The sequence below is a fragment of the Mesorhizobium sp. WSM4822 genome (assembly GCF_055811155.1).
Map to the genome: position 1 here is coordinate 68,296 of NZ_JBVVQM010000002.1, position 18,794 is coordinate 87,089.

At 63.6% G+C, this 18,794-nt stretch carries 20 protein-coding genes; 9 read left to right on the forward strand and 11 right to left on the reverse strand.

The features are described 5' to 3' along the window. Positions 1-8: 8 nt before the first annotated feature. Both AC0L3E_RS05200 and petA read right to left on the reverse strand, forming a co-directional pair. On the reverse strand, positions 9-1,310 hold the full coding sequence (locus AC0L3E_RS05200; RefSeq protein ID WP_127326789.1) for a cytochrome b: 1,302 nt from the start codon (positions 1,308-1,310) through the stop codon (positions 9-11). Positions 1,311-1,326: 16 nt separating this feature from the next. Beyond that, positions 1,327-1,887 carry a ubiquinol-cytochrome c reductase iron-sulfur subunit gene (gene petA, locus AC0L3E_RS05205; RefSeq protein WP_127270959.1) on the reverse strand — a complete coding sequence of 187 codons (561 nt, stop codon included), beginning with the start codon at positions 1,885-1,887 and terminating at the stop codon, positions 1,327-1,329. A gap of 314 nt (positions 1,888-2,201) precedes the next feature. On the opposite strand from petA, the gene AC0L3E_RS05210 reads away from it, so the two are divergent. After that, the gene (locus tag AC0L3E_RS05210) at positions 2,202-2,546 is read left to right on the forward strand and encodes a cupin domain-containing protein (protein ID WP_127270961.1); all 345 of its coding nucleotides are present in this window, start codon (positions 2,202-2,204) and stop codon (positions 2,544-2,546) included. Between the two features lie 3 nt (positions 2,547-2,549). Here the strand turns inward: AC0L3E_RS05210 and AC0L3E_RS05215 are convergent, their stop codons facing one another. From AC0L3E_RS05215 to AC0L3E_RS05235, 5 genes are read right to left on the reverse strand one after another with little or no spacing between them, the layout of a single operon-like run. Further along, entirely contained in the window at positions 2,550-2,861 is a 312-nt protein-coding gene (locus AC0L3E_RS05215) for a DUF6665 family protein (RefSeq protein ID WP_473604395.1), read from the reverse strand. Beyond that, positions 2,862-3,203, reverse strand: coding sequence for a DUF6984 family protein (locus AC0L3E_RS05220; protein ID WP_128307478.1), 342 nt, complete (start codon positions 3,201-3,203; stop codon positions 2,862-2,864). It abuts the gene before it with no gap. 5 nt (positions 3,204-3,208) lie between these two features. Continuing rightward, on the reverse strand, positions 3,209-5,092 hold the full coding sequence (locus AC0L3E_RS05225) for an ABC transporter ATP-binding protein (protein ID WP_128307477.1): 1,884 nt from the start codon (positions 5,090-5,092) through the stop codon (positions 3,209-3,211). 10 nt (positions 5,093-5,102) lie between these two features. Next, positions 5,103-6,989, reverse strand: coding sequence for an ABC transporter ATP-binding protein (locus AC0L3E_RS05230; RefSeq protein ID WP_128307476.1), 1,887 nt, complete (start codon positions 6,987-6,989; stop codon positions 5,103-5,105). A 29-nt stretch (positions 6,990-7,018) separates the two neighbouring features. After that, a complete protein-coding gene (locus tag AC0L3E_RS05235; RefSeq protein WP_128307475.1) occupies positions 7,019-7,414 on the reverse strand; it encodes a hypothetical protein in 396 nt (131 codons plus the stop codon). Between the two features lie 443 nt (positions 7,415-7,857). Between AC0L3E_RS05235 and AC0L3E_RS05240 the strand changes: the two genes are divergently transcribed. Together AC0L3E_RS05240 and soxR are read left to right on the forward strand one after the other, a co-directional pair. After that, positions 7,858-8,316: a tRNA (cytidine(34)-2'-O)-methyltransferase gene (locus AC0L3E_RS05240; protein WP_127320593.1), complete on the forward strand. Its 459-nt coding sequence runs from the start codon at positions 7,858-7,860 to the stop codon at positions 8,314-8,316. A 132-nt stretch (positions 8,317-8,448) separates the two neighbouring features. Beyond that, positions 8,449-8,910: a redox-sensitive transcriptional activator SoxR gene (gene soxR / locus AC0L3E_RS05245; protein ID WP_127269424.1), complete on the forward strand. Its 462-nt coding sequence runs from the start codon at positions 8,449-8,451 to the stop codon at positions 8,908-8,910. Here soxR and AC0L3E_RS05250 read toward each other — a convergent pair. After that, positions 8,907-9,164, reverse strand: coding sequence for a hypothetical protein (locus AC0L3E_RS05250; RefSeq protein WP_127269425.1), 258 nt, complete (start codon positions 9,162-9,164; stop codon positions 8,907-8,909). The two genes, soxR and AC0L3E_RS05250, sit on opposite strands and share 4 nt — an antisense overlap. Positions 9,165-9,330: 166 nt before the next feature. Here AC0L3E_RS05250 and hemF point away from each other — a divergent pair, with 166 nt between their 5' ends. From hemF to AC0L3E_RS05265, 3 genes are all read left to right on the forward strand, one after another. Further along, positions 9,331-10,245: an oxygen-dependent coproporphyrinogen oxidase gene (hemF, locus tag AC0L3E_RS05255; RefSeq protein WP_127269426.1), complete on the forward strand. Its 915-nt coding sequence runs from the start codon at positions 9,331-9,333 to the stop codon at positions 10,243-10,245. Positions 10,246-10,549: 304 nt separating this feature from the next. Then, on the forward strand, positions 10,550-10,810 hold the full coding sequence (locus AC0L3E_RS05260) for a DUF1344 domain-containing protein (RefSeq protein ID WP_127269427.1): 261 nt from the start codon (positions 10,550-10,552) through the stop codon (positions 10,808-10,810). 234 nt (positions 10,811-11,044) lie between these two features. After that, positions 11,045-11,230 carry a DUF1059 domain-containing protein gene (locus AC0L3E_RS05265; protein WP_013529972.1) on the forward strand — a complete coding sequence of 62 codons (186 nt, stop codon included), beginning with the start codon at positions 11,045-11,047 and terminating at the stop codon, positions 11,228-11,230. Position 11,231: 1 nt separating this feature from the next. Here the strand turns inward: AC0L3E_RS05265 and AC0L3E_RS05270 are convergent, their stop codons facing one another. From AC0L3E_RS05270 to AC0L3E_RS05280, 3 genes are read right to left on the reverse strand one after another with little or no spacing between them, the layout of a single operon-like run. Further along, positions 11,232-12,497: a CCA tRNA nucleotidyltransferase gene (locus AC0L3E_RS05270; RefSeq protein WP_127326780.1), complete on the reverse strand. Its 1,266-nt coding sequence runs from the start codon at positions 12,495-12,497 to the stop codon at positions 11,232-11,234. Beyond that, on the reverse strand, positions 12,494-13,126 hold the full coding sequence (locus AC0L3E_RS05275) for a CoA pyrophosphatase (RefSeq protein ID WP_256747474.1): 633 nt from the start codon (positions 13,124-13,126) through the stop codon (positions 12,494-12,496). Before AC0L3E_RS05275 ends, AC0L3E_RS05270 begins: the two co-directional genes overlap by 4 nt. Further along, positions 13,126-13,755: a DUF1285 domain-containing protein gene (locus AC0L3E_RS05280; protein WP_127271874.1), complete on the reverse strand. Its 630-nt coding sequence runs from the start codon at positions 13,753-13,755 to the stop codon at positions 13,126-13,128. The genes AC0L3E_RS05275 and AC0L3E_RS05280 overlap by 1 nt, the downstream gene beginning before the upstream one ends. A gap of 154 nt (positions 13,756-13,909) precedes the next feature. Between AC0L3E_RS05280 and AC0L3E_RS05285 the strand changes: the two genes are divergently transcribed. The 3 genes from AC0L3E_RS05285 to AC0L3E_RS05295 are packed head-to-tail and all read left to right on the forward strand — an operon-like array spanning position 13,910 to position 18,752. After that, on the forward strand, positions 13,910-14,914 hold the full coding sequence (locus AC0L3E_RS05285) for an AAA family ATPase (RefSeq protein WP_013529968.1): 1,005 nt from the start codon (positions 13,910-13,912) through the stop codon (positions 14,912-14,914). Next, the gene (locus AC0L3E_RS05290) at positions 14,914-15,933 is read left to right on the forward strand and encodes a DUF58 domain-containing protein (RefSeq protein ID WP_245469397.1); all 1,020 of its coding nucleotides are present in this window, start codon (positions 14,914-14,916) and stop codon (positions 15,931-15,933) included. Before AC0L3E_RS05285 ends, AC0L3E_RS05290 begins: the two co-directional genes overlap by 1 nt. After that, positions 15,930-18,752, forward strand: coding sequence for a DUF4159 domain-containing protein (locus AC0L3E_RS05295; RefSeq protein ID WP_473604396.1), 2,823 nt, complete (start codon positions 15,930-15,932; stop codon positions 18,750-18,752). Before AC0L3E_RS05290 ends, AC0L3E_RS05295 begins: the two co-directional genes overlap by 4 nt. Positions 18,753-18,794: the final 42 nt, after the last annotated feature.

Sequence of the window (18,794 nt, forward strand, 5' to 3'; positions counted from 1 at the left end):
CTACCCGCTCAGCCTTTGGTTTCCGGCGCCGCCGTAGCGCCCGCCGGATGTCCGCTGCCGCCCTTGTTCTTCTCGAGGACCGCCTCGGTGATCGAGTTCGGCAGCCGTCGCGGCGTCTCGATCAGGCCGAGCACCGGCAGCGCGATCAGGAAGAAGGCGAAGTAGAACAATGTCGCCATCTGCGCCATGAACACATAGCTGCCTTCGGCCGGCTGCGAGCCCAGCCAGCCAAGCAGGATGGCATCGGCCACGAACAGCCAGAAGAACAGCTTGTACCAGGGCCGGTAAACGGCCGAGCGTACCTTCGAAGTGTCGAGCCACGGCACCAGGAACAACATGACGATGGCGCCGAACATGCACAGCACGCCGCCGAGCTTGGAGTTGATCGGCCCGACATTGAAGGTGATGGCGCGCAGGATCGCGTAGAACGGCAGGAAGTACCATTCGGGCACGATGTGGGCCGGCGTCTTCAGCGGGTTGGCGACGATGTAGTTGTCGGGATGGCCGAGATAGTTCGGCAGGTAGAAGACGAAATAGGCGAAGAAGAACAGAAACACGATCATGCCGAACGCGTCCTTGATGGTCGCGTAGGGGGTGAAGGCGACAGTGTCGGTCTTCGACTTGACCTCGATACCCGTCGGGTTCGACTGGCCCACGACATGCAGCGCCCAGATGTGCAAAACGACGACGCCGGCAATCATGAACGGCAACAGATAGTGCAGCGCAAAGAAGCGGTTCAGCGTCGGGTTGTCGACGGCAAAGCCGCCGAGCAGCAGCTGCTGGATCCAGTCGCCGACCAGCGGAATGGCGCTGAAGAAACCCGTGATGACGGTGGCACCCCAGAAGCTCATCTGGCCCCATGGCAGCACGTAGCCCATGAAGCCGGTCGCCATCATCAGGAGATAGATGATGCAGCCGAGGATCCACAGCAGCTCGCGCGGCGCCTTGTAGGAGCCGTAATAGAGGCCACGGAAGATGTGGATGTAGACGGCGACGAAGAAGAACGAGGCGCCGTTCGAATGCATGTAGCGCAGCAGCCAGCCCGAATTCACGTCGCGCATGATCTTCTCGACCGAGCCGAAGGCGAGATTGGTGTCGGCCGTGTAGTGCATGGCCAGCACGATGCCGGTCAGCATCTGCGCCACCAGCATGATCGACAGGATGCCGCCAAACGTCCAGGCGTAGTTGAGGTTGCGCGGCACCGGATAGGCGACGAAGCTGTCATAGACCAGCCGCGGCAGCGGCATACGGGCGTCGAACCAGCGTCCGAGACCGGTTTTGGGCGTATAGGTCGAGTGTCCCTCGCTCATCGAAATGTCCCCTGCCTCAACCGATAAGTATCTTGGTATCGGAAATGAACTTGAATACCGGCACCGCCATGTTCTCAGGCGCCGGGCCTTGGCGGATGCGTCCGGCCGTGTCGTAGACCGAGCCGTGGCATGGGCAGAACCAGCCGCCGAAATCGCCTTCCTGGCCGAGCGGAATGCAGCCGAGATGGGTGCAGACCTGAACCATCACCATCCAGGCTTCCTTGCCGGGTGTGGTGCGGTTGGCGTCGGTCGCCGGTGCATCGGCCGGCAGATTGGCGTTGCGGGCGATCGGGTCCTTGAGATCGGCCAGCTTGACGGCCTCGCCGTCCTTCATTTCCTGTTCGGTGCGGTTGCGGACCACGACCGGCTTGCCGCGCCATTTGACGATCAGCGACATGCCCGGCGTCAGCGAGGCGACGTCGACTTCGACGGAAGCGAGCGCCAGCGTCGAGGCATCGGGGCGCATCTGGTCGATGAACGGCCACGCGAAGGCACCCGCGCCGACCACTGCGGCCATGCCGGTGGCGACGTAGAGAAAATCACGACGGTTGGGATCCTGGGTGTCGGTTGCGCTCACGGGTGCCTGATCCTTTCGCCTCTTCCGTGCCGGTGGCTGAGCCTTGTTCCCCGCTCAATTACGCCAACCCGACAGCGCATGGCGAACAGGCTTGCGAATTCCTCCGGCATTTGGACTTCGGTTTATGCGTGAAGCCCGTTTTTGTCCAGACGGGTGAAGGCACAAGGGCAGATTGTCGCGGGGACAAAATCCGCCACCGCTCAACGCGACGCCGGATAGCCGCCAAACATCGCTAAACAACCGGGAAACAACCGCAAATCCGACGCCCCTGTTCGGCTCGACACAAGGCGCCAGCCGGGTCTATCCTTGCCATCATGGCACACGTCATAGACCGCGACACCTGGTCTGTTCGCTCCGACCATTGGAAGGGCGAATTGCAATGTGGCGCCTACGGCTCCAACTCCTGCCTGATCTTCAACTATTTGCCTGGCGTCGGCGGCGGCCCCCGCCTGCACACGCATCCCTACGCGGAGATCTTCATCATCCGCCAGGGCACCGGCCTGTTCACTGTCGGCGACCAGGAGATCGAGGCATCCGCCGGCCAGATCCTGATCGTGCCGCCCAACACGCCGCACAAATTCACCAATCTCGGCCCAGGCCCGCTGGAAACGACCGACATCCATGAAAACGGCAGCTTCATCACTGAATGGCTGGAGTGACCCCTATTTCGCGCCGAGCCTGCCCAGCACCGCTTTCGGGATGTTGTATTCACGAATGACGGCATCGTGCTTGCGCAAGCCGCACAGCTCGCGCTGGATGAAATAACCATGCACCGCCTCGGCGGCATCCTTGAGCAGCCGGGGACGCAATTGCTCGTCGGCATTGTCGCGCAACCTGGCCAGCGTTTCCTCTACCCGCTGGCCGGCGCGGCCAAGTGCTGCCGCCTTCTCCGCCAATATTTCATGGCCGAGCGCATCGAAGGCGGCTTCGGCGGCGGTGGCACTCGTTGGACCGTGAGGGGATCGCAGAGACATTCAGCGGGCCTCCAAGTCCTTAGCTTCAGGAAAAGACAAAATAGGAGCGAAATCGTATCTCCAAAAATCCACAACGGAAATAATGTGTCCATCCGAAAACGCGGACACCAAAACGCCCATACCGTCGATATCCGTGTAGGTGAAATCAGAGATGAGTCGCGGCTTGGCCGCCAAAGAATATCCAACAGTTACGACTTCGAAGCTTCCCATGCCCCCATCGTCCAGTGTTGTAAACGAGACGGCGACCGGCGTGGAAAGCCCCGAACAGTCGGAGAGGAACGTAAGCAAGCCAAACCGTAACTCATTGAGCACTTCAGTCTGAAGCGGCAAGACAGCAGTCATAAAAGCTACTCCGCCGGGCGTGTCTCTTCGAGCACGCTGTCCTCGTGGTAGAGAAAACCGCCGGACTGCCGCTTCCACAGCCGCGCATAGAGCCCGTCGAGCGCCACCAGTTGGTCATGCGTGCCTTGTTCGACGATGCGGCCACCGTCGAGCACCACCAGCCGGTCGAGTGCCGCGATCGTCGACAGACGATGGGCGATGGCGATGACCGTCTTGTTTTCCATCAGCCGCGTCAGATTCTCCTGGATCGCCGCCTCGATGTCGGAATCGAGCGCCGAGGTCGCTTCGTCGAGGATCAGGATCGGCGCGTCCTTGAGGAAGACGCGGGCGATCGCCACGCGCTGGCGCTGGCCGCCCGACAATTTGACGCCGCGCTCGCCGACAAAGGCCTCGTAGCCGGCGCGGTCCCTGTTGTCGCGCAAGGTCAGGATGAACTCGTGCGCCTCGGCCTTTTTCGCCGCAGCGATCACCTCCGCGTCGGTCGCGTCAGGCATGCCGAGCTTGATGTTGTCGCGCAGCGAACGGTGGAACAGCGCCGTGTCCTGGCTGACGACGCCGATATTGGCGCGCAGCGAATTCTGCGTGACTTTGGCGACATCCTGGCCATCGATGGTGATCGACCCGCTCTCCAGATCGTAGAGCCGCAGGATCAGGTTCGCGAGCGTCGTCTTGCCGGCCCCGGACGGCCCGACCAGCCCGACCTTCTCGCCCGGCTTGACGACAAGGTCGATGCCGTTCAGCACGCCGAACCCCTTGCCGTAATGGAACTCGACGTTGTTCACCTCGATACGCCCGCCTGCCACCACGAGTTCCTTGGCGTCGGGCGCGTCGGTGAGGCCGAGCGGCTGCGAAATCAGCGCCTTGGAGTTCTCCAGCACGCCGAGGTTTCGCAAGATGCTGTTGAGCTGCATCATCAGCCGGCCGAGCAGCATGTTGAGCCGCAGCACCAGCGACAGGGTGAAGGCGACCGCGCCGACGGTGATCGAGCCCTCGACCCAGAGATAAACGGCAAAGCAGCCGATCGCCGTGATCATAATGCCCGACAGCGTCGTCAGCGCCATGCGCACGCCGGTCAGCCGGCGGGTGAACGGGCGCAATGCGTCGAGGTAGATGTCGAAACCGTTCCTGATGTAGCGGTCGTCGCCGTCGGCCGAGAACAGTTTCAGCGTCTGCACGTTGGAATAGGAATCGACGATGCGGCCGGTGATCATCGAGCCGGCCTCGGCGGTTTCCTCGGCATGCTTGCGGATTGCCGGCAAGTAGAGCTTGGCCAGCCAAGCGAAAGCGGAAATCCAGATCACCACCAGCACCGCCAGCCTGAGATCGAGGCCTGCGACCAGCGCCAGCGTCGTCACCGTGTAGACGATCATGAACCAGACGACTTCGATGAAGCTTTCCATCAGGTCGCCGGTGGCTTGCCCCGCCTGCCAGACCTTTGTCGCGATGCGGCCGGCGAAATCGTTCTGGAAAAAGGCGTAGGACTGGCGCGAGACATGCCGGTGTGCCTGCCAGCGCACCAGATTGTAGAAGCCCGGCGTGATGGTCTGTTCATCGACCAGCGCCGACAGACCGACGACGACGGTGCGGATGACCAGCACCACCACGGCCATGAAAACCAGTTCAGGACCGGCGGCGGCCCACAGTGCGTGCCAGCTGCGCTCGGCGGGAAGCTGGTCGAGAATATCGACGAGCCGCCCGACGAAGTAGAACAGGCCGGCCTCGACCAGCGGCGCGATGCCGCCGATGACCAGCATGGCGAAGAAGGCGAACTTCGCCTGGCCGACATAGTGCCAGAGGAAACCGCCGACGCTGGTCGGTGGCCGAAGATTCGCTGGCTCCCTGAACGGATAGACCCAGTTCTCGAACCAGCGATAGACGGCAGTCATCATGCGGCGGCCATCATTCTGCGGCTTGCCCCTTTGCAAGTGCATCGTTGGCGGGGTCGGCGGGACCGCCCTCAAGCAGGAACCCGCCCGACTGGCGCTGCCAGAGCTGGGCGTAAAGCCCGCCTCGGGCGACGAGTTCCTCGTGCGAACCTTCCTCGATGACACGGCCTTTGTCCATCACCACCAGCCTGTCCATCGCCGCGATGGTTGAGAGCCGGTGCGCGATGGCGATGACGGTCTTGCCTTGCATGAGCTTGTAGAGGTTCTCCTGAATCGCCGCCTCGGCTTCGGAATCAAGCGCCGAGGTCGCTTCGTCAAGGATAAGTATTGGCGCATCCTTCAACATAACGCGAGCAATGGCGATGCGTTGACGCTGGCCGCCGGACAATTTGACCCCGCGGTCGCCGACATGGGCATCGAAGCCCTTCCGGCCACCGGCATCCGAAAGCCCTGATATGAAGTCCAGCGCCTCGGCGCGCCCCGCTGCCTCGACAAGCAGCTCTTCCGAGGCATCGGGCCGGCCATAGAGGATGTTCTCGCGCACCGAACGATGCAGCAGCGAGGTGTCCTGCGTGACCATGCCGATCTGCGCACGCAGCGAATCCTGCTTCACACCGGCGATCTCCTGGCCATCGATCAGAATCCGGCCGGCTTCGAGATCATAGAAGCGCAGCAACAGGTTGACCAGCGTCGACTTGCCGGCGCCGGAACGGCCGACGATGCCGACCTTTTCGCCCGGCTTCACCGCCAGCGACAAGCCTTCGATCACACCCTTCTGCTTGCCGTAGTGGAAGCGGATGTCCTCGAAGCGGATCTCACCCCTGGAAACGCTGATCTCCTTCGCGTCCGGCCTGTCCTCGACAAGGCGCGGCAGCGAGATCGAGGCGATACCGTCCTGCACCGTGCCGATGTTCTCGAACAGGCCCGACATTTCCCACATGATCCATTGCGACATGCCCCACATCCTGAGCACAAGGCCGATGACCACGGCGACCGCGCCGATCGTCACTGCTTGCCCCAGCCACAGCCACAACGCCATCGCGGTGACGGAGAACAAGAGCAATGCATTCAGGATGTAAAGCGAGCCAAAAAGCACTGTCACCAGCCGCATCGACCGGTAGACCGTTTCGAGAAAGCCGGACATGCCGTCTTTGGCGAATGACGCTTCGCGGCGTGCATGGCTGAACAGCTTGACCGTCTGGATGTTGGAGTAGCTGTCGACGACCCGGCCCGTCATGATCGAGCGCGCATTGGCCTGTTCCTCGCCGACCTTGCCCAACCGCGGGATGAAGTAGCGCAGCAAAAGGATATAGCCGACCAGCCAGACGCCTAGCGGCGCGGCCAGCCGCCAGTCGGCCGAGCCGACGATGAGCAGCATGCCGAGGAAATAGACGATAACGTAGTTCAGGACGTCGATCACCTTGATGACGCATTCGCGCACCGCGAGGGCCGTCTGCATCAGCTTTGTCGCGATGCGGCCGGCGAACTCGTCCTGGTAGAAACTCATCGACTGCTTGAGCAGATAGCGGTGCACCTGCCAGCGGATGCGCATGGGATAATTGCCCATCAGCGTCTGCTGGTTGAGAAACGAATGCAGCCATACCGTGCCCGGCAGCGCGAACAGCACGATGAAGGCCATGCCGGCGAGCTTCCAGGCTTCCGTCTGCAGGAAGGTTTCGCGATTCTGCCCCGACAGCCAGTCGACGATGCGGCCGAGAAAGCCGAACATCCATACTTCTGCGATCGCGATGGCCGTCACCAGCACCGCGTCGAAAAGGATATAGGGCCATGCGCCGCGCGTATAATGCAGGCAGAAGGCAACCAGCGTCTTGGGCGGCTCGACCGGTTCCGCTGCGGGGAACGGATCGAGCCTTTTTTCAAACCAGCTAAACAACAACATAGGTTATGCCTGTGAAATGTGTTTGCCGCTTACGCAGCACGTGAGCGTACGAAATCCCCGGAACCCATGGCGTCAAGGGCCGACGGTCTGGAATCACCCGGACCGTCGGCCCTGCTTCGCGCAATATAGGGGCTCGCGGGCTTTTCGCCGACAGCTGTGCCAGACGATCCTGACGACACGGTGCCGCCAGCCCGATTTTTCGCGCCCGGCCGGATCAGCCGGATGATCCGACGCACCAGCGAAGGCCGGCTCAGATCGGGAACCGCGCGCGAAAAATCGACATCCGGCAGCATGCCGCGATGCGGCCGGCGGCGAACCTCGGCGTGAACCGCCGACGAATAGGTGTCGCCGATCAGCAGCGCCCAGGTCGGCAGTCGGTGGATATGCAGGCTCCTCGAGCCAGGTATTCTGTAGGGATCGAACATCGGTCCGTCCTCCGTGTGAAAATCGAGATAAAAAGGCGAAGCAATATCGTCCGCCGGCATTCGGCCGGAGGCATGCTTTGCGTCGGTCCGGACACGACAAGCATCGGTCCGGACAGCTTCAGATGGGGCGTTCAGCCCTTTTGACTTTTTGAAAAACATCGCAGGATTCCTTCGAGAGCCGAAAAATCGTTTCGGCGGGAATCGGTGCGATCAAGTCTTAGAGAGTCAGGAGAATCGTCGTACCGAAACCGCCGGTAGGCAGGTAAGCCCACGAGAGGAGCGCTGGATGTGCATGATCATCATGAATTACCCCTCCATCGGTTCGGGTTGACAATCCTGGCTGTATACCCGACCTCGCAGAAAATGGCCACCCGCAGGTCCAGCAATTTCCAAAACCGCCAAGCCGCTGTGGCCGATCCGCCACTTATTAGAAGGACGCGGAAATGAACTGTCGTCTCCGCATCGCGCTCTACCAGCCTGACATTGCCGGCAACACCGGGACAATCCTGCGCTTCGCCGCGTGCCTCGGACTTGGCGTCGACATCATCGAACCGGCCGGATTTCCGCTCTCCGACAAAGCGCTCAAGCGAGCCGGCATGGACTACCTCGAAATGGCTGCCCTGACCCGGCATGTCGACTGGCATGCCTTCGAGGAATGGCGCAAGGCTGGTTCGCGCCGGCTGGTGCTGCTGTCGACCAAAGCCACGACGGCCTACACCAGCTTCATCTTCGCCGAAGGCGACATACTCCTGTTTGGCCGGGAATCCGCAGGCGTGCCGGATCCTGTCCATCAGGCGGCTGATACGCGGCTGACCATCCCGATGCAGGGTACGGCGCGCAGCATCAACGTCGCGCTCTCCGTCGCCATGGTGGCGGGCGAAGCCGTCCGGCAACTCGGATAATGGCAGTCCGTCTCCCGTCATCTTGACCCAGGCGCACATCGCCTTCTCCTTCGTTTGCACATCCAGGGTTTCTTCGCTACAAGCTCAACTTAACTTGAGGTCAAGCGGAAAAATCGGGGCGGAAAATCAGACATGGCGCCTATAACGGAATTGACGGTCGGCCAGGTGGCCATGCGCAGCGGGGTGGCGGTGTCGGCGCTGCATTTCTACGAGGCCCGCGGCCTGATCCGCAGCCATCGCACGTCGGGCAACCAGCGCCGCTACGGCCGCGATGTGCTGCGGCGCGTGGCGATCATCAAGGTTGCACAGGAGGTCGGCATCTCGCTGGCCGAAATCGGTGCCGCACTTGAATCACTGCCCGAAGGCCGCACGCCGACGCGCGACGACTGGAACCTTTTGTCGACCGCCTGGCGCGACGGGCTCGACCACAAGATCGCCCAGTTGAAGAAACTGCGCGACGGGCTGACCGACTGCATCGGCTGCGGCTGCATGTCCATCGACAAATGCCCGCTGCGCAACAAGGGCGACCGGCTGGCGCGCGAGGGGACAGGGGCAAGAAGGCTGGTTGCTCCGCCTCTCTCAAGGACATCCTAGTCAGCCGCTGGCAACCGCCTGATGGTGAACTCAATCAGGTCGCCCGGCCGCTCGAACCAGCTTTCGATCTCGGTCCAGTAGGCCTGCTTGGGAAAGCGCTCGAACCATTCCTTGGCCTTGAGCCGCGCATCGGAGCGCGGCAGCACGAAGGTCTCTCGCAGGAAACCGTCGCGCGGCATACGCACGCGCTCGGCACGGCTTTGGTCGAGCCTTCTCTTCAGGCCATCCAGCGGCGGTCTTGCCGGGGTGCGCACGAAACAGCTCCTTGCACCTGGCGCATGACCCGAAATCGGAATCGAGTTTCGGAAAGGATCATGCGCAAAACCAAAGTGACTTGACCCTTGCCCTTAAGAGATTAGGGATCGCGCCGGCAAAAGACGAGTCATTTGTGGGACTCGCCGCCCCAACCGGAGACGGCACTTGGAACGACCAGAAATACCGACAGGCCTGCCCGCCGACATCGAACAGAAGAAGATGAAGGCACGGCTGTGGTTCGAGGCGCTGCGCGAACGCATCTGCGCCACTTTCGAGCAGATCGAGCAGGACCTTGGCGGGCCGCTGGCCTCGTGGTCACCGGGCCGTTTCGAAAAGACGCCGTGGGAACGCGACGAGGGCCGTGGCGGCGGCGGTACCATGTCGATGATGCACGGCCGCGTCTTCGAAAAGGTCGGCGTCCACACTTCGACCGTCCATGGCGAGTTCTCGCCCGAATTCAGGAAGCAGATGCCCGGCGCCGAGGAAGACCCGCGCTTCTGGGCATCCGGCATTTCGCTGATCGCGCACCCGTGGAATCCCAACGTTCCGGCCGTGCACATGAACACGCGCATGGTGGTAACATCGCGCCAATGGTTCGGCGGCGGCGCCGATCTGACACCGGTGCTCGATCGCCGCCGCACCCAGGACGACCCTGATACTCTCGCCTTCCATCGCGCCATGCAATTCGCTTGCGAGAAGAATGCCGCGGTCGCCGATTACCCGAAATTCAAGGCCTGGTGCGACGAGTACTTCTATCTGTCGCACCGCAACGAGCCGCGCGGCACCGGCGGCATCTTCTTCGACTGGCTGCATTCGGGCGAGGACAAAGGCGGCTGGAATGCCGATTTCAACTTTGTCCAGGATGTCGGCCGCTCCTTTCTCGTCGTCTACGGTCACCTCGTGCGCGCCAACTTCAACGAGAACTGGACCGATGGCGACCGTGACGAACAGCTCATCCGCCGCGGCCGCTATGTCGAATTCAATCTGCTTCACGATCGCGGCACCATCTTCGGCCTGAAGACCGGCGGCAATGTCGCGTCCATTCTCTCCAGCCTGCCGCCCGAGGTCCGCTGGCCGTAACAAAATGGTGAGCCCTGCGTGAGCCGCATTGATGTCCCATTCGCTTAAAATGGGCATGGAATGTGGCACGCGGTGCGGCGAAAAATTTCTTTTTCGTCTAATAGGCCGTTGAAAAGACTGGCCTATTTGTGGGGCCGGGTCGGGAAGCGCCGGCGGTTCGCCTGCGCGCAATTCCAGGAAAGTGCGAAACGGCTTTCCGACCGGAATTGCGTCAAAGCGAGCCGCGACCCGACGCGACCGGACGGCCCAGACGACGCGGGGCACCTCATAGAGAGGGATGCCCTACTTCCAGGAGTACTTCGCAATGCGCAAGATCATTGTTTCGGCGGCCGCCGCTGCCCTTCTCGCTTCCGGTTCGGTGGCATTCGCCGCCGTCAAGCACACCACCGGAACGATCAAGACCTTTGACGCAACGGCCATGAGTCTGGTCCTCGACGATGGATCGTCTTTTACGCTTCCCAAGACCTTCAAGGATCCTGGCCTGCAGGTCGGTGAAAAAGTCCGTGTCTCATGGGATATGAAGGGCAAGAACAAGGTCGCCGAGGCCGTCAAGGCCGCAAAATGATGGCTTGCCCGCCAGAGCAGGATGAGACGATGTCCGGTCCTGTTTCGGGGTAGTGTTAAGAGGGCGGAGCAGCGCTGCTCCGCCTTTTTGCCGTTGACCGCAACCAATGCCGCCCCATCTGTGTTATGCTTCTCACCCGCTCGCGGTCCGTGGATTCAACCCTGGAACCGGACCATGAGCCAAAAAAGTACCGGAGCCTCGACCAGGCTTCACGGAGGAAAAGGAGAAAATCCCATGAAGGAGTTTCACTGCGGGTCGCTCGTGCCCGGCTGTGACTGGCACACGCGTGCCGACGAGGAGGCCGAGGTGATGCGCCGTGCCGTCGAGCACATGCGCGAGACGCATGGCGAAACGGTGATCCGCGAGACGATGATCGAGGCGATCCGCTCGCGCATCGAAAAGACCCGCGACGCGGCCTGATCTACCCGGCGTTCAAAGCTTCGGCGGCGCGCTTGAGGAGCGCGTCGCGATCAGGGGTAAACCCGGCTTCGACCCATTCCGCCTCGAGATTCCTGAGGATTTCGCCGAGTTTCGGTCCTGGAGTTGCGCCGAGCGCCGTGAGATCGGCACCTTTCAGCGGAAACAACGGCTTTTCCCATTTGACGGCGAAGGCAAGCAGGCGCGAAAAGCCACCGGCTTCGAGCAGCGCCTCATTGTCCTCGACGGCGCGCACCCTGGCTGCCGCAAGCGACAGCCGCAGCCGGTCGACAAACCCGTTCCGGTCGCCGCGATAGAGCCTTTTCGCCAGTTCGCCCTCGGTCGTCTTCGGTTCGACGGCGGTGGCAAGCGCCCAGTGGCGCAGGCGATCCGCTTCGGCTGTCGAGAATTTAAGCCGCTCGGCGAGCGTCTTCATGCGAGCGGCATCGGGCGGCACGATCGCTTCCAGTCTGAGCAGCGGGTCGGGTGCCCAGCCCAGATCCTTCCCGGCCTTGGCCAACCCATGGATGGCATCGATGCCCCATTTCTCGCTTTCCGGCAGCGCTGCGGTCAAGACGCCTGCCTGCCGCATCCAGAGCAGCGCCCGTGACGGATCGGGCGCCGACAAGAGCTTCTTCAGTTCCGACCAGATGCGCTCGGCCGAAAGCTGGGCCAGCCCTTCCTTAAGCCGGGCGCAGGCTTTCAGCCCTTCGGCGTCCGGCCGTCCATCGCCGTACCAGGCGAAGAAGCGGAAGAAGCGCAGGATGCGCAGATAATCCTCGCGGATACGCGCTTCCGGGTCGCCGATGAAGCGCAGCCGGCGTGCCTCGATGTCGGCAATGCCGCCGACCAGGTCGACAACCCTGCCGTCGGCCTCGGCATAGAGCGCATTGATGGTGAAGTCGCGCCGCTCGGCGTCAAGCTTCCAGTCGCGCCCGAACGACACTTTCGCGCGTCGCCCGTCGGTCTCGATATCGGCGCGCAAGGTGGTGATTTCATAAGGTTTTCCGCCGGCAACCACGGTGATTGTCCCATGTTCGATGCCGGTTGGCACCGCCTTGAACCCTTCCGCTTCGGCGCGGCGGAGGGTTTGCTGCGGCAGGCAGGTGGTGGCGATGTCGATGTCGGCGACGGGCTGGCCCATCAGCGTGTTGCGCACCGCGCCGCCGGCGACTCGCGCCTCTTCACCGCCTTCGGCCAGTGCGAACAGCAGGCGCTGCAGATGCTTGTCGCCGAGCCAGTCGGCCCTGTCCGCGATCGAGACACTCACGCATAGAGCCTTTCATAGAGGGTACGGATGATGCCGGCGGTGACGCCCCAGATGCGCCGGTCGCCGTAAGGCATGTCGTAGAAGAACCATTCGAGATCGTTCCACATACGGCTGTCGCGCTTGTGGTTGGCCGGATCCATCAGGAAGCGCAGCGGCACTTCGAAAGCGGCGTCGACCTCGTCGGCGTTGAGGGTCAGCTGGAAACCGGGCAGCACGATGCCCAGCACCGGCGCGATGCGGTAGCCGCTGCCGGCCACATAGTCGGGCATGCGACCAATGATCTCGATGCGGTCTCGGCCAAGCCCGATCTCCTCGAAGGTCTCGCGCAGCGCCGCCGCCTCAGGGCTCGGATCGGTCGGATCGATGGTACCGCCGGGAAATGCCACCTGCCCCGAATGGCTGCGCAGCTTTTCAGCCCGCTTGGTCAGGAGAACCGTCGCATCGCCCTCATGATCGACCACCGGGATCAGCACCGCGGCATTGCGCAGCGCCTTGCCCTGGTTGAGGCGCGGATGGCCGGGGTTGAAGCGATGATCGCCATAATCGTCGCCGGCATGCGCATCGGGCTGCACGGCAAAACGCGCGCGAAAATCCGCGGATGAAAACGGCGCCGGCGTCACCTGGTCCATCACGCACTCAGCCGCTTCAACTGGTCCGCCGGCATGATCGGGAACACGGCGCCCTTGGAGCGCACCGCGAACATCGTCTCGCCGCCGATCTCGACCTCCTCGCCATGCCCGACCAGCTCATACATAACCGGCCGCGCCACCAGCGCCTCCAGACGGCCCCGCACCAGCACATAGGGCTTCAATCCGCCGGTCTCGTTCTCGTCGACAAAGCGCAGCGGCCGTTCCGGCCCGGCCTCGACGACATCGCCGACATTGGTGCGGAAGGTGATGGTCTGCGCTTCGCCGCTACCCGAAACGTCCATTTCGACGGCGATGAACGGCGCATCGGCAACGCGGATGCCGACCTTTTCCACCGGTGTCACCAGATAGGTCCTGCCATCGGCGTCCTTGCGCAGCACCGAGGAGAAAAGCTGCACCAGCGGCATGCGCCCGATCGGCGTGCCCAGATAGAACCAGGTGCCGTCGGACTTGATCTCCATGTCCAGATCGCCGCAGAAGTCGGGATTCCAGCGTTCGACGGGTGCCGCGCCCTTGCCGGCACGGGCGGCGCGCGAGATGAGCGCCTCGAGGCCACGCGCCTCGGTGGCATCCGTCAGGCTTTCTTCACGATGTCCCAAGGGTCCCGTCATGGTCACGAAATAGTCACTGTTGTTGCGCTTGTCAGCCTAAGTCTGTGATTTAAGTTTCGACATAGGCGCCACGCGAGGCCGAATCGCGGCAACTTATGGTATGGTGCAGCCGTTGTTCCAGCCATGGTATTCCAACCACAAGGATCGATGCGGCATGAGCGTGATGGTCAAGGAAAGCCCGATCAGCGAAAAGGACATGATCGCAGAAGCCGAAAAGGCGCTTGCCGACATCTCCCGTATCCGCGACGGGGTCGGCCGGGTCATCTTCGGACAGGAAAGCGTCGTCGAGCGCACGCTGGTGGCGCTGCTGGCCGGTGGCCATGCGCTTTTGGTCGGCGTGCCGGGCCTCGCCAAGACCAAGCTGGTCGAAACACTTGGCATCGTGCTCGGCCTCGATTCGCGTCGCATCCAGTTCACGCCGGACCTGATGCCGTCCGATATCCTCGGCTCCGAAGTGATGGAGCAGGACGAAACCGGCAAACGCTCCTTCCGCTTCATCTCCGGGCCGATCTTCGCCCAGTTGCTGATGGCCGACGAGATCAACCGCGCGTCGCCGCGTACCCAGTCGGCGCTGCTGCAGGCCATGCAGGAATACCACGTCACCATTGCCGGCGCCCGCCATGACCTGCCGGCGCCCTTCCACGTGCTGGCAACCCAGAACCCGCTGGAGCAGGAAGGCACCTATCCGTTGCCCGAGGCCCAGCTTGACCGCTTCCTGATGCAGGTGGATATCCTCTATCCCGAAATCGAGGCAGAGCGCCGCATCCTTCTGGAAACCACCGGCATCGAGGACGCGAAAGCCCAGAACGTCCTGCAGCCGGTGCGGCTGAAGGAGATCCAGACGCTGATCCGCCGCATGCCGGTGCCTGAAAGCGTCGTCGAGGCGATCCTGACGCTGGTGCGCTCGGCGCGTCCCGGCCAAGGCAATGCCGAGACCGACAAGAACGTCGCCTGGGGTCCCGGCCCGCGCGCCAGCCAGGCGCTGATGCTGTGCACAAGGGCGCGCGCGCTTTACGACGGACGGCTGGCGCCCTCGGTTGACGACGTGCGTGCGCTGGCCGAGCCGGTGCTGCAGCATCGTATGGCGCTGACCTTCGCCGCCCGCGCCGAAGGCACCAGCGTGCGTGACGTGGTGGCGAAACTCGTGAAAGGGATTTGATGCCGCGCATCGGCGAGGTCCAGGCTCCGGCAGCGACGCGCGACGCGCTCGCCCGTGGCCGGTTGCGAGCCTCGCTTGTGCCAGACCTGCTGGTCGAGGCGCGCCGCATCGTCAACACCGTGATCGCCGGCTGGCATGGCCGCCGCAAGCGCGGCATCGGTGAAAATTTCTGGCAGTTCCGGCCCTATGTCGAGGGAGATTCCTCGCGCATCGACTGGCGCCGCTCGGCCCGCGACGACCACACCTATGTGCGCGACCGCGAATGGGAAGCCGCCCATACGGTCTGGCTGTGGGCCGACCCCTCGCCGTCGATGCTCTACAAATCCACCGGCGCCAGCGTTTCCAAGCAATCGCGCGCGCTGGTGCTGGCGCTGGCCATGGCCGAACTGTTGTCGCGCAGCGGCGAGCGCATCGCCTGGCCGGGCCTCACCGACCCGTTCACCGCCCGCAACGGCGCCGAACGCATCGCCGCCCAGTTGATGCATGCGGGCGATTTGCCGGCAAAACCCGACCTGTCCGACATCAGGCGCTTCTGCGACATCGTCATCGTCAGCGACTTCCTCGATCCGGTCGAAGAGACGATGGCCTGGCTCGACGTGCTGGCCCGCCACGGCGTGCGCGCGCACCTGATCGAGGTCGCGGACCCGGCCGAGGAGACCTTCCCCTATGCCGGCCGAACCGAGTTCACCGATCCCGAGACCGGCGACAAGCTGACCGCCGGCCGCGCCGAAATGCTGGGTGATGAGTATCGTCTGCTTTACGCCGCCCGCCGCCATGAACTGACGGCCTGGTGCAAACGGCTTGGATGGAGCTTTACCGTCAACCACACCGATCGGCTCGCTTCCGACGCACTGGTGCGGCTGCACATGGCGATGACTGCTGACGGCCCCTCGGCCAGGCCGACCGCCGGCGGTCATGCAGGCATGATCGCCAGCGGCGATCAGCCAGGGCCGACCGACTTTGGCAGTCGTGCCGGCACGATCACCGGTGGCGATCGGCCAGGAAAGGCTGTCGCATGAGTTGGCTGCCGCTTTCCTTTGGCGCCCCCATGGTGCTGTGGGGCCTGCTGGCACTGCCGGTGATCTGGTGGCTGCTCAGGCTGACGCCGCCCAAGCCGCAGACCGAAATCTTCCCGCCGCTGAAGATCCTGGCGCGCGTGCTGAAGCGCGAGGAGACGCCGCAGCAGAGCCCGTGGTGGCTGACGCTGCTCAGGCTCTTGATGGCGGCCCTCATCGTAGCGGCATTGGCCGACCCGGTCTTCAACCCGCGCGAAAAGCTGCCGGCCGAGGGAGCCGCCCTTGCCCTGGTCATCGACAATGACTGGGCAAGTGCCGCCGACTGGGGCAAACGCGTCGCCACCGCCGAGCGGCTGATCAACGATGCCGGCGCCAACGGCGTGCCGGTCGTCATCGCCTTCACCGCCGAAAAGGCCAATGCCGAGGTCGGCCCGTTCGATGCCGCCACCGCGCTTGACCGGCTGCGCGCCGCCAAGCCGCGGCCGATCCCGACCGACCGGCCCGCCATCTATGCCCGCGTGGCCGGCGTGCTGGAGACCTTGCCCGGGGCCAGCGTCGCCGTGCTTGCCGACGGCCTGGCGGCAAAGGGCGATGAAGCCGCCTTCAACACGCTTTTGTCGAAAAATGCCGCGCGTGTCGTCTGGGCAACCGCGGACAGGCTGTCGCTGACCGGCCTGACCGCCGCCGACAACCAGGTCGACGGCTTTGCACTGACCGCCATCCGCGCGCCGGGCGACCCTGCCCCGGCTCAGGTCACCGCCGGCGCCTTCGATGACAAGGGCCGCCGCATCGCCGATGCGACGCTGACCTTTTCGCCTGGCGAAACCACCGCCACCGGCACCATGGCGGTGCCGTTCGAGCTGCGCAACGACTTCGCTTCCATCGCGCTCGACGGCGAGCGGCAGGCCGGTGCGGTCCGCGTCCTCGACGAAAGCTCCAAGCGCCGCCGCGTCGGTCTATTGTCGCAGGCCGAGGCCGACCAGGCACAGCCGCTTTTGTCGCCGCTCTACTACATCAGGCGGGCGCTGCAGCCCTTCGCCGATCTGGTCGAACCCTCCAGCGCCGATCTTGCCGACGCCATCCCGCAAATCCTCGACCAGAAGCCCGCGATGATCGTTATGGCCGATATCGGCACCATTCCCGGACAGGTCCGGCAGAGACTTGTCGATTGGGTCGACAATGGCGGCACGCTGGTGCGTTTCGCCGGTTCGCGGCTGGCCACCGCGGGCGATGACGACGATTTGCTGCCCGTCCGCCTTCGCACCGGCGAGCGGTCGCTCGGCGGCGCGCTGTCATGGACGTCGCCGCAGCCGGTCACCGAATTCCCCAAGGCCGGCCCGTTCGCCGATCTGGCGCCGCCGACCGAGGTCACCGTCAGCAGGCAGGTGCTGGCCGAGCCGACATCCGATATCGTCGAGCGCACCTGGGCGGCCCTTGCCGACGGCACGCCGCTGGTCACCGGACTGAAGAAAGGCAAGGGCACGCTGGTGCTGTTCCACGTCACCCCCGAGGCAACCTGGTCGAACCTGCCGATCTCTGGCAGCTTCGTCGAGATGCTGCGCCGCATCGTGCAGCTGTCGCGCAACCAGGGCGCGGCCATCGCCAATGCCGAAGCCGCCGCGGCGTCGCTGGCGCCCTATCGCATGATTGCAGCCGACGGCTCGCTGGTGCCGCCAACGCCGGATGCACGGCCGCTTGTACCGGGCGCTGGCGCGCTGCCGGTGACTTTTGAAAACCCGCCCGGTCTCTATGGTTCCGAGACGGGTGTATTTGCCCACAATCTGCTGGAAGCCGACAGCAAGTTGGCGCCCCTGGCACGCCCGCAAATCACAGTTCCCATCACCTCGATCCAGTATGCCTTTGACGAATCGCGCAATCTGAAAGGCGCGCTGGTCGCGGCCGCCCTGGTGCTGATGCTGCTTGATACGCTGGCGGTGTTCTGGATGGGCGGCCTGTTTTCACGCCGGCCGCGCCGCGCCGGTGCCGTGACAACCACCGCCGCCATCCTGATTGCGCTGGGTAGCTCGTTCGGTCATGCCGACCTTGCCCGCGCCGACGACGCCAAGCCGGGTGACGAAATTGCCATCGAGGCGATTTCGAAGACCCGCATCGCCTATGTGCTGACCGGCGTGCCGGGCGACGATTCGATCAGCCGCGCCGGGCTCGAGGGCCTGACGCGCTTTCTGGTCGAGAAGACGGCGCTGGAACCGGGTGAGCCGGCCGGCGTCGACATTTCGAGGGACGAGTTGTCGTTCTATCCGCTGATCTACTGGCCGATCGATCCGGCCGCACCGATGCCCAGCCAGGCAGCGATCGCCCGCGTCGACGCCTATATGCAGCAAGGCGGCACGGTGCTGTTCGACACCCGCGACCAGTTCGCCAACGGCATCGGCGCCGATTCAACCAGCCCGGCGACGGAGCGGCTGCGCGACATCCTCGGCAATCTCAACGTGCCGCCGCTGGAACCGGTACCGTCCGACCACGTGCTGACCAAATCCTTCTTCATCCTGCCCGAATTCCCCGGCCGCTTCGCCGGCAGCCCGCTCTGGGTCGAGGCCTCGCTCGACGCCAGCAACGCCGAGAACCGGCCGGTGCGTACCGGCGATGGCGTCTCGCCGATCATGATCACCGCCAATGATTTCGCTGGCGCCTGGGCGGTCGACGAGAACGGCGATGCGCTGCTGCCAACTGTGCCGGCAGACCCGATGCAGCGCATCTACGCGCTGCGCGCCGGCGTCAACATCATGATGTACATGCTGACCGGCAACTACAAATCCGACCAGGTGCACGTGCCCATACTGCTCGAACGGCTGGGGCAGTAGGATGAGTTTGTTTGATGCCCTCCGGTCGCGGATAAACCCTCC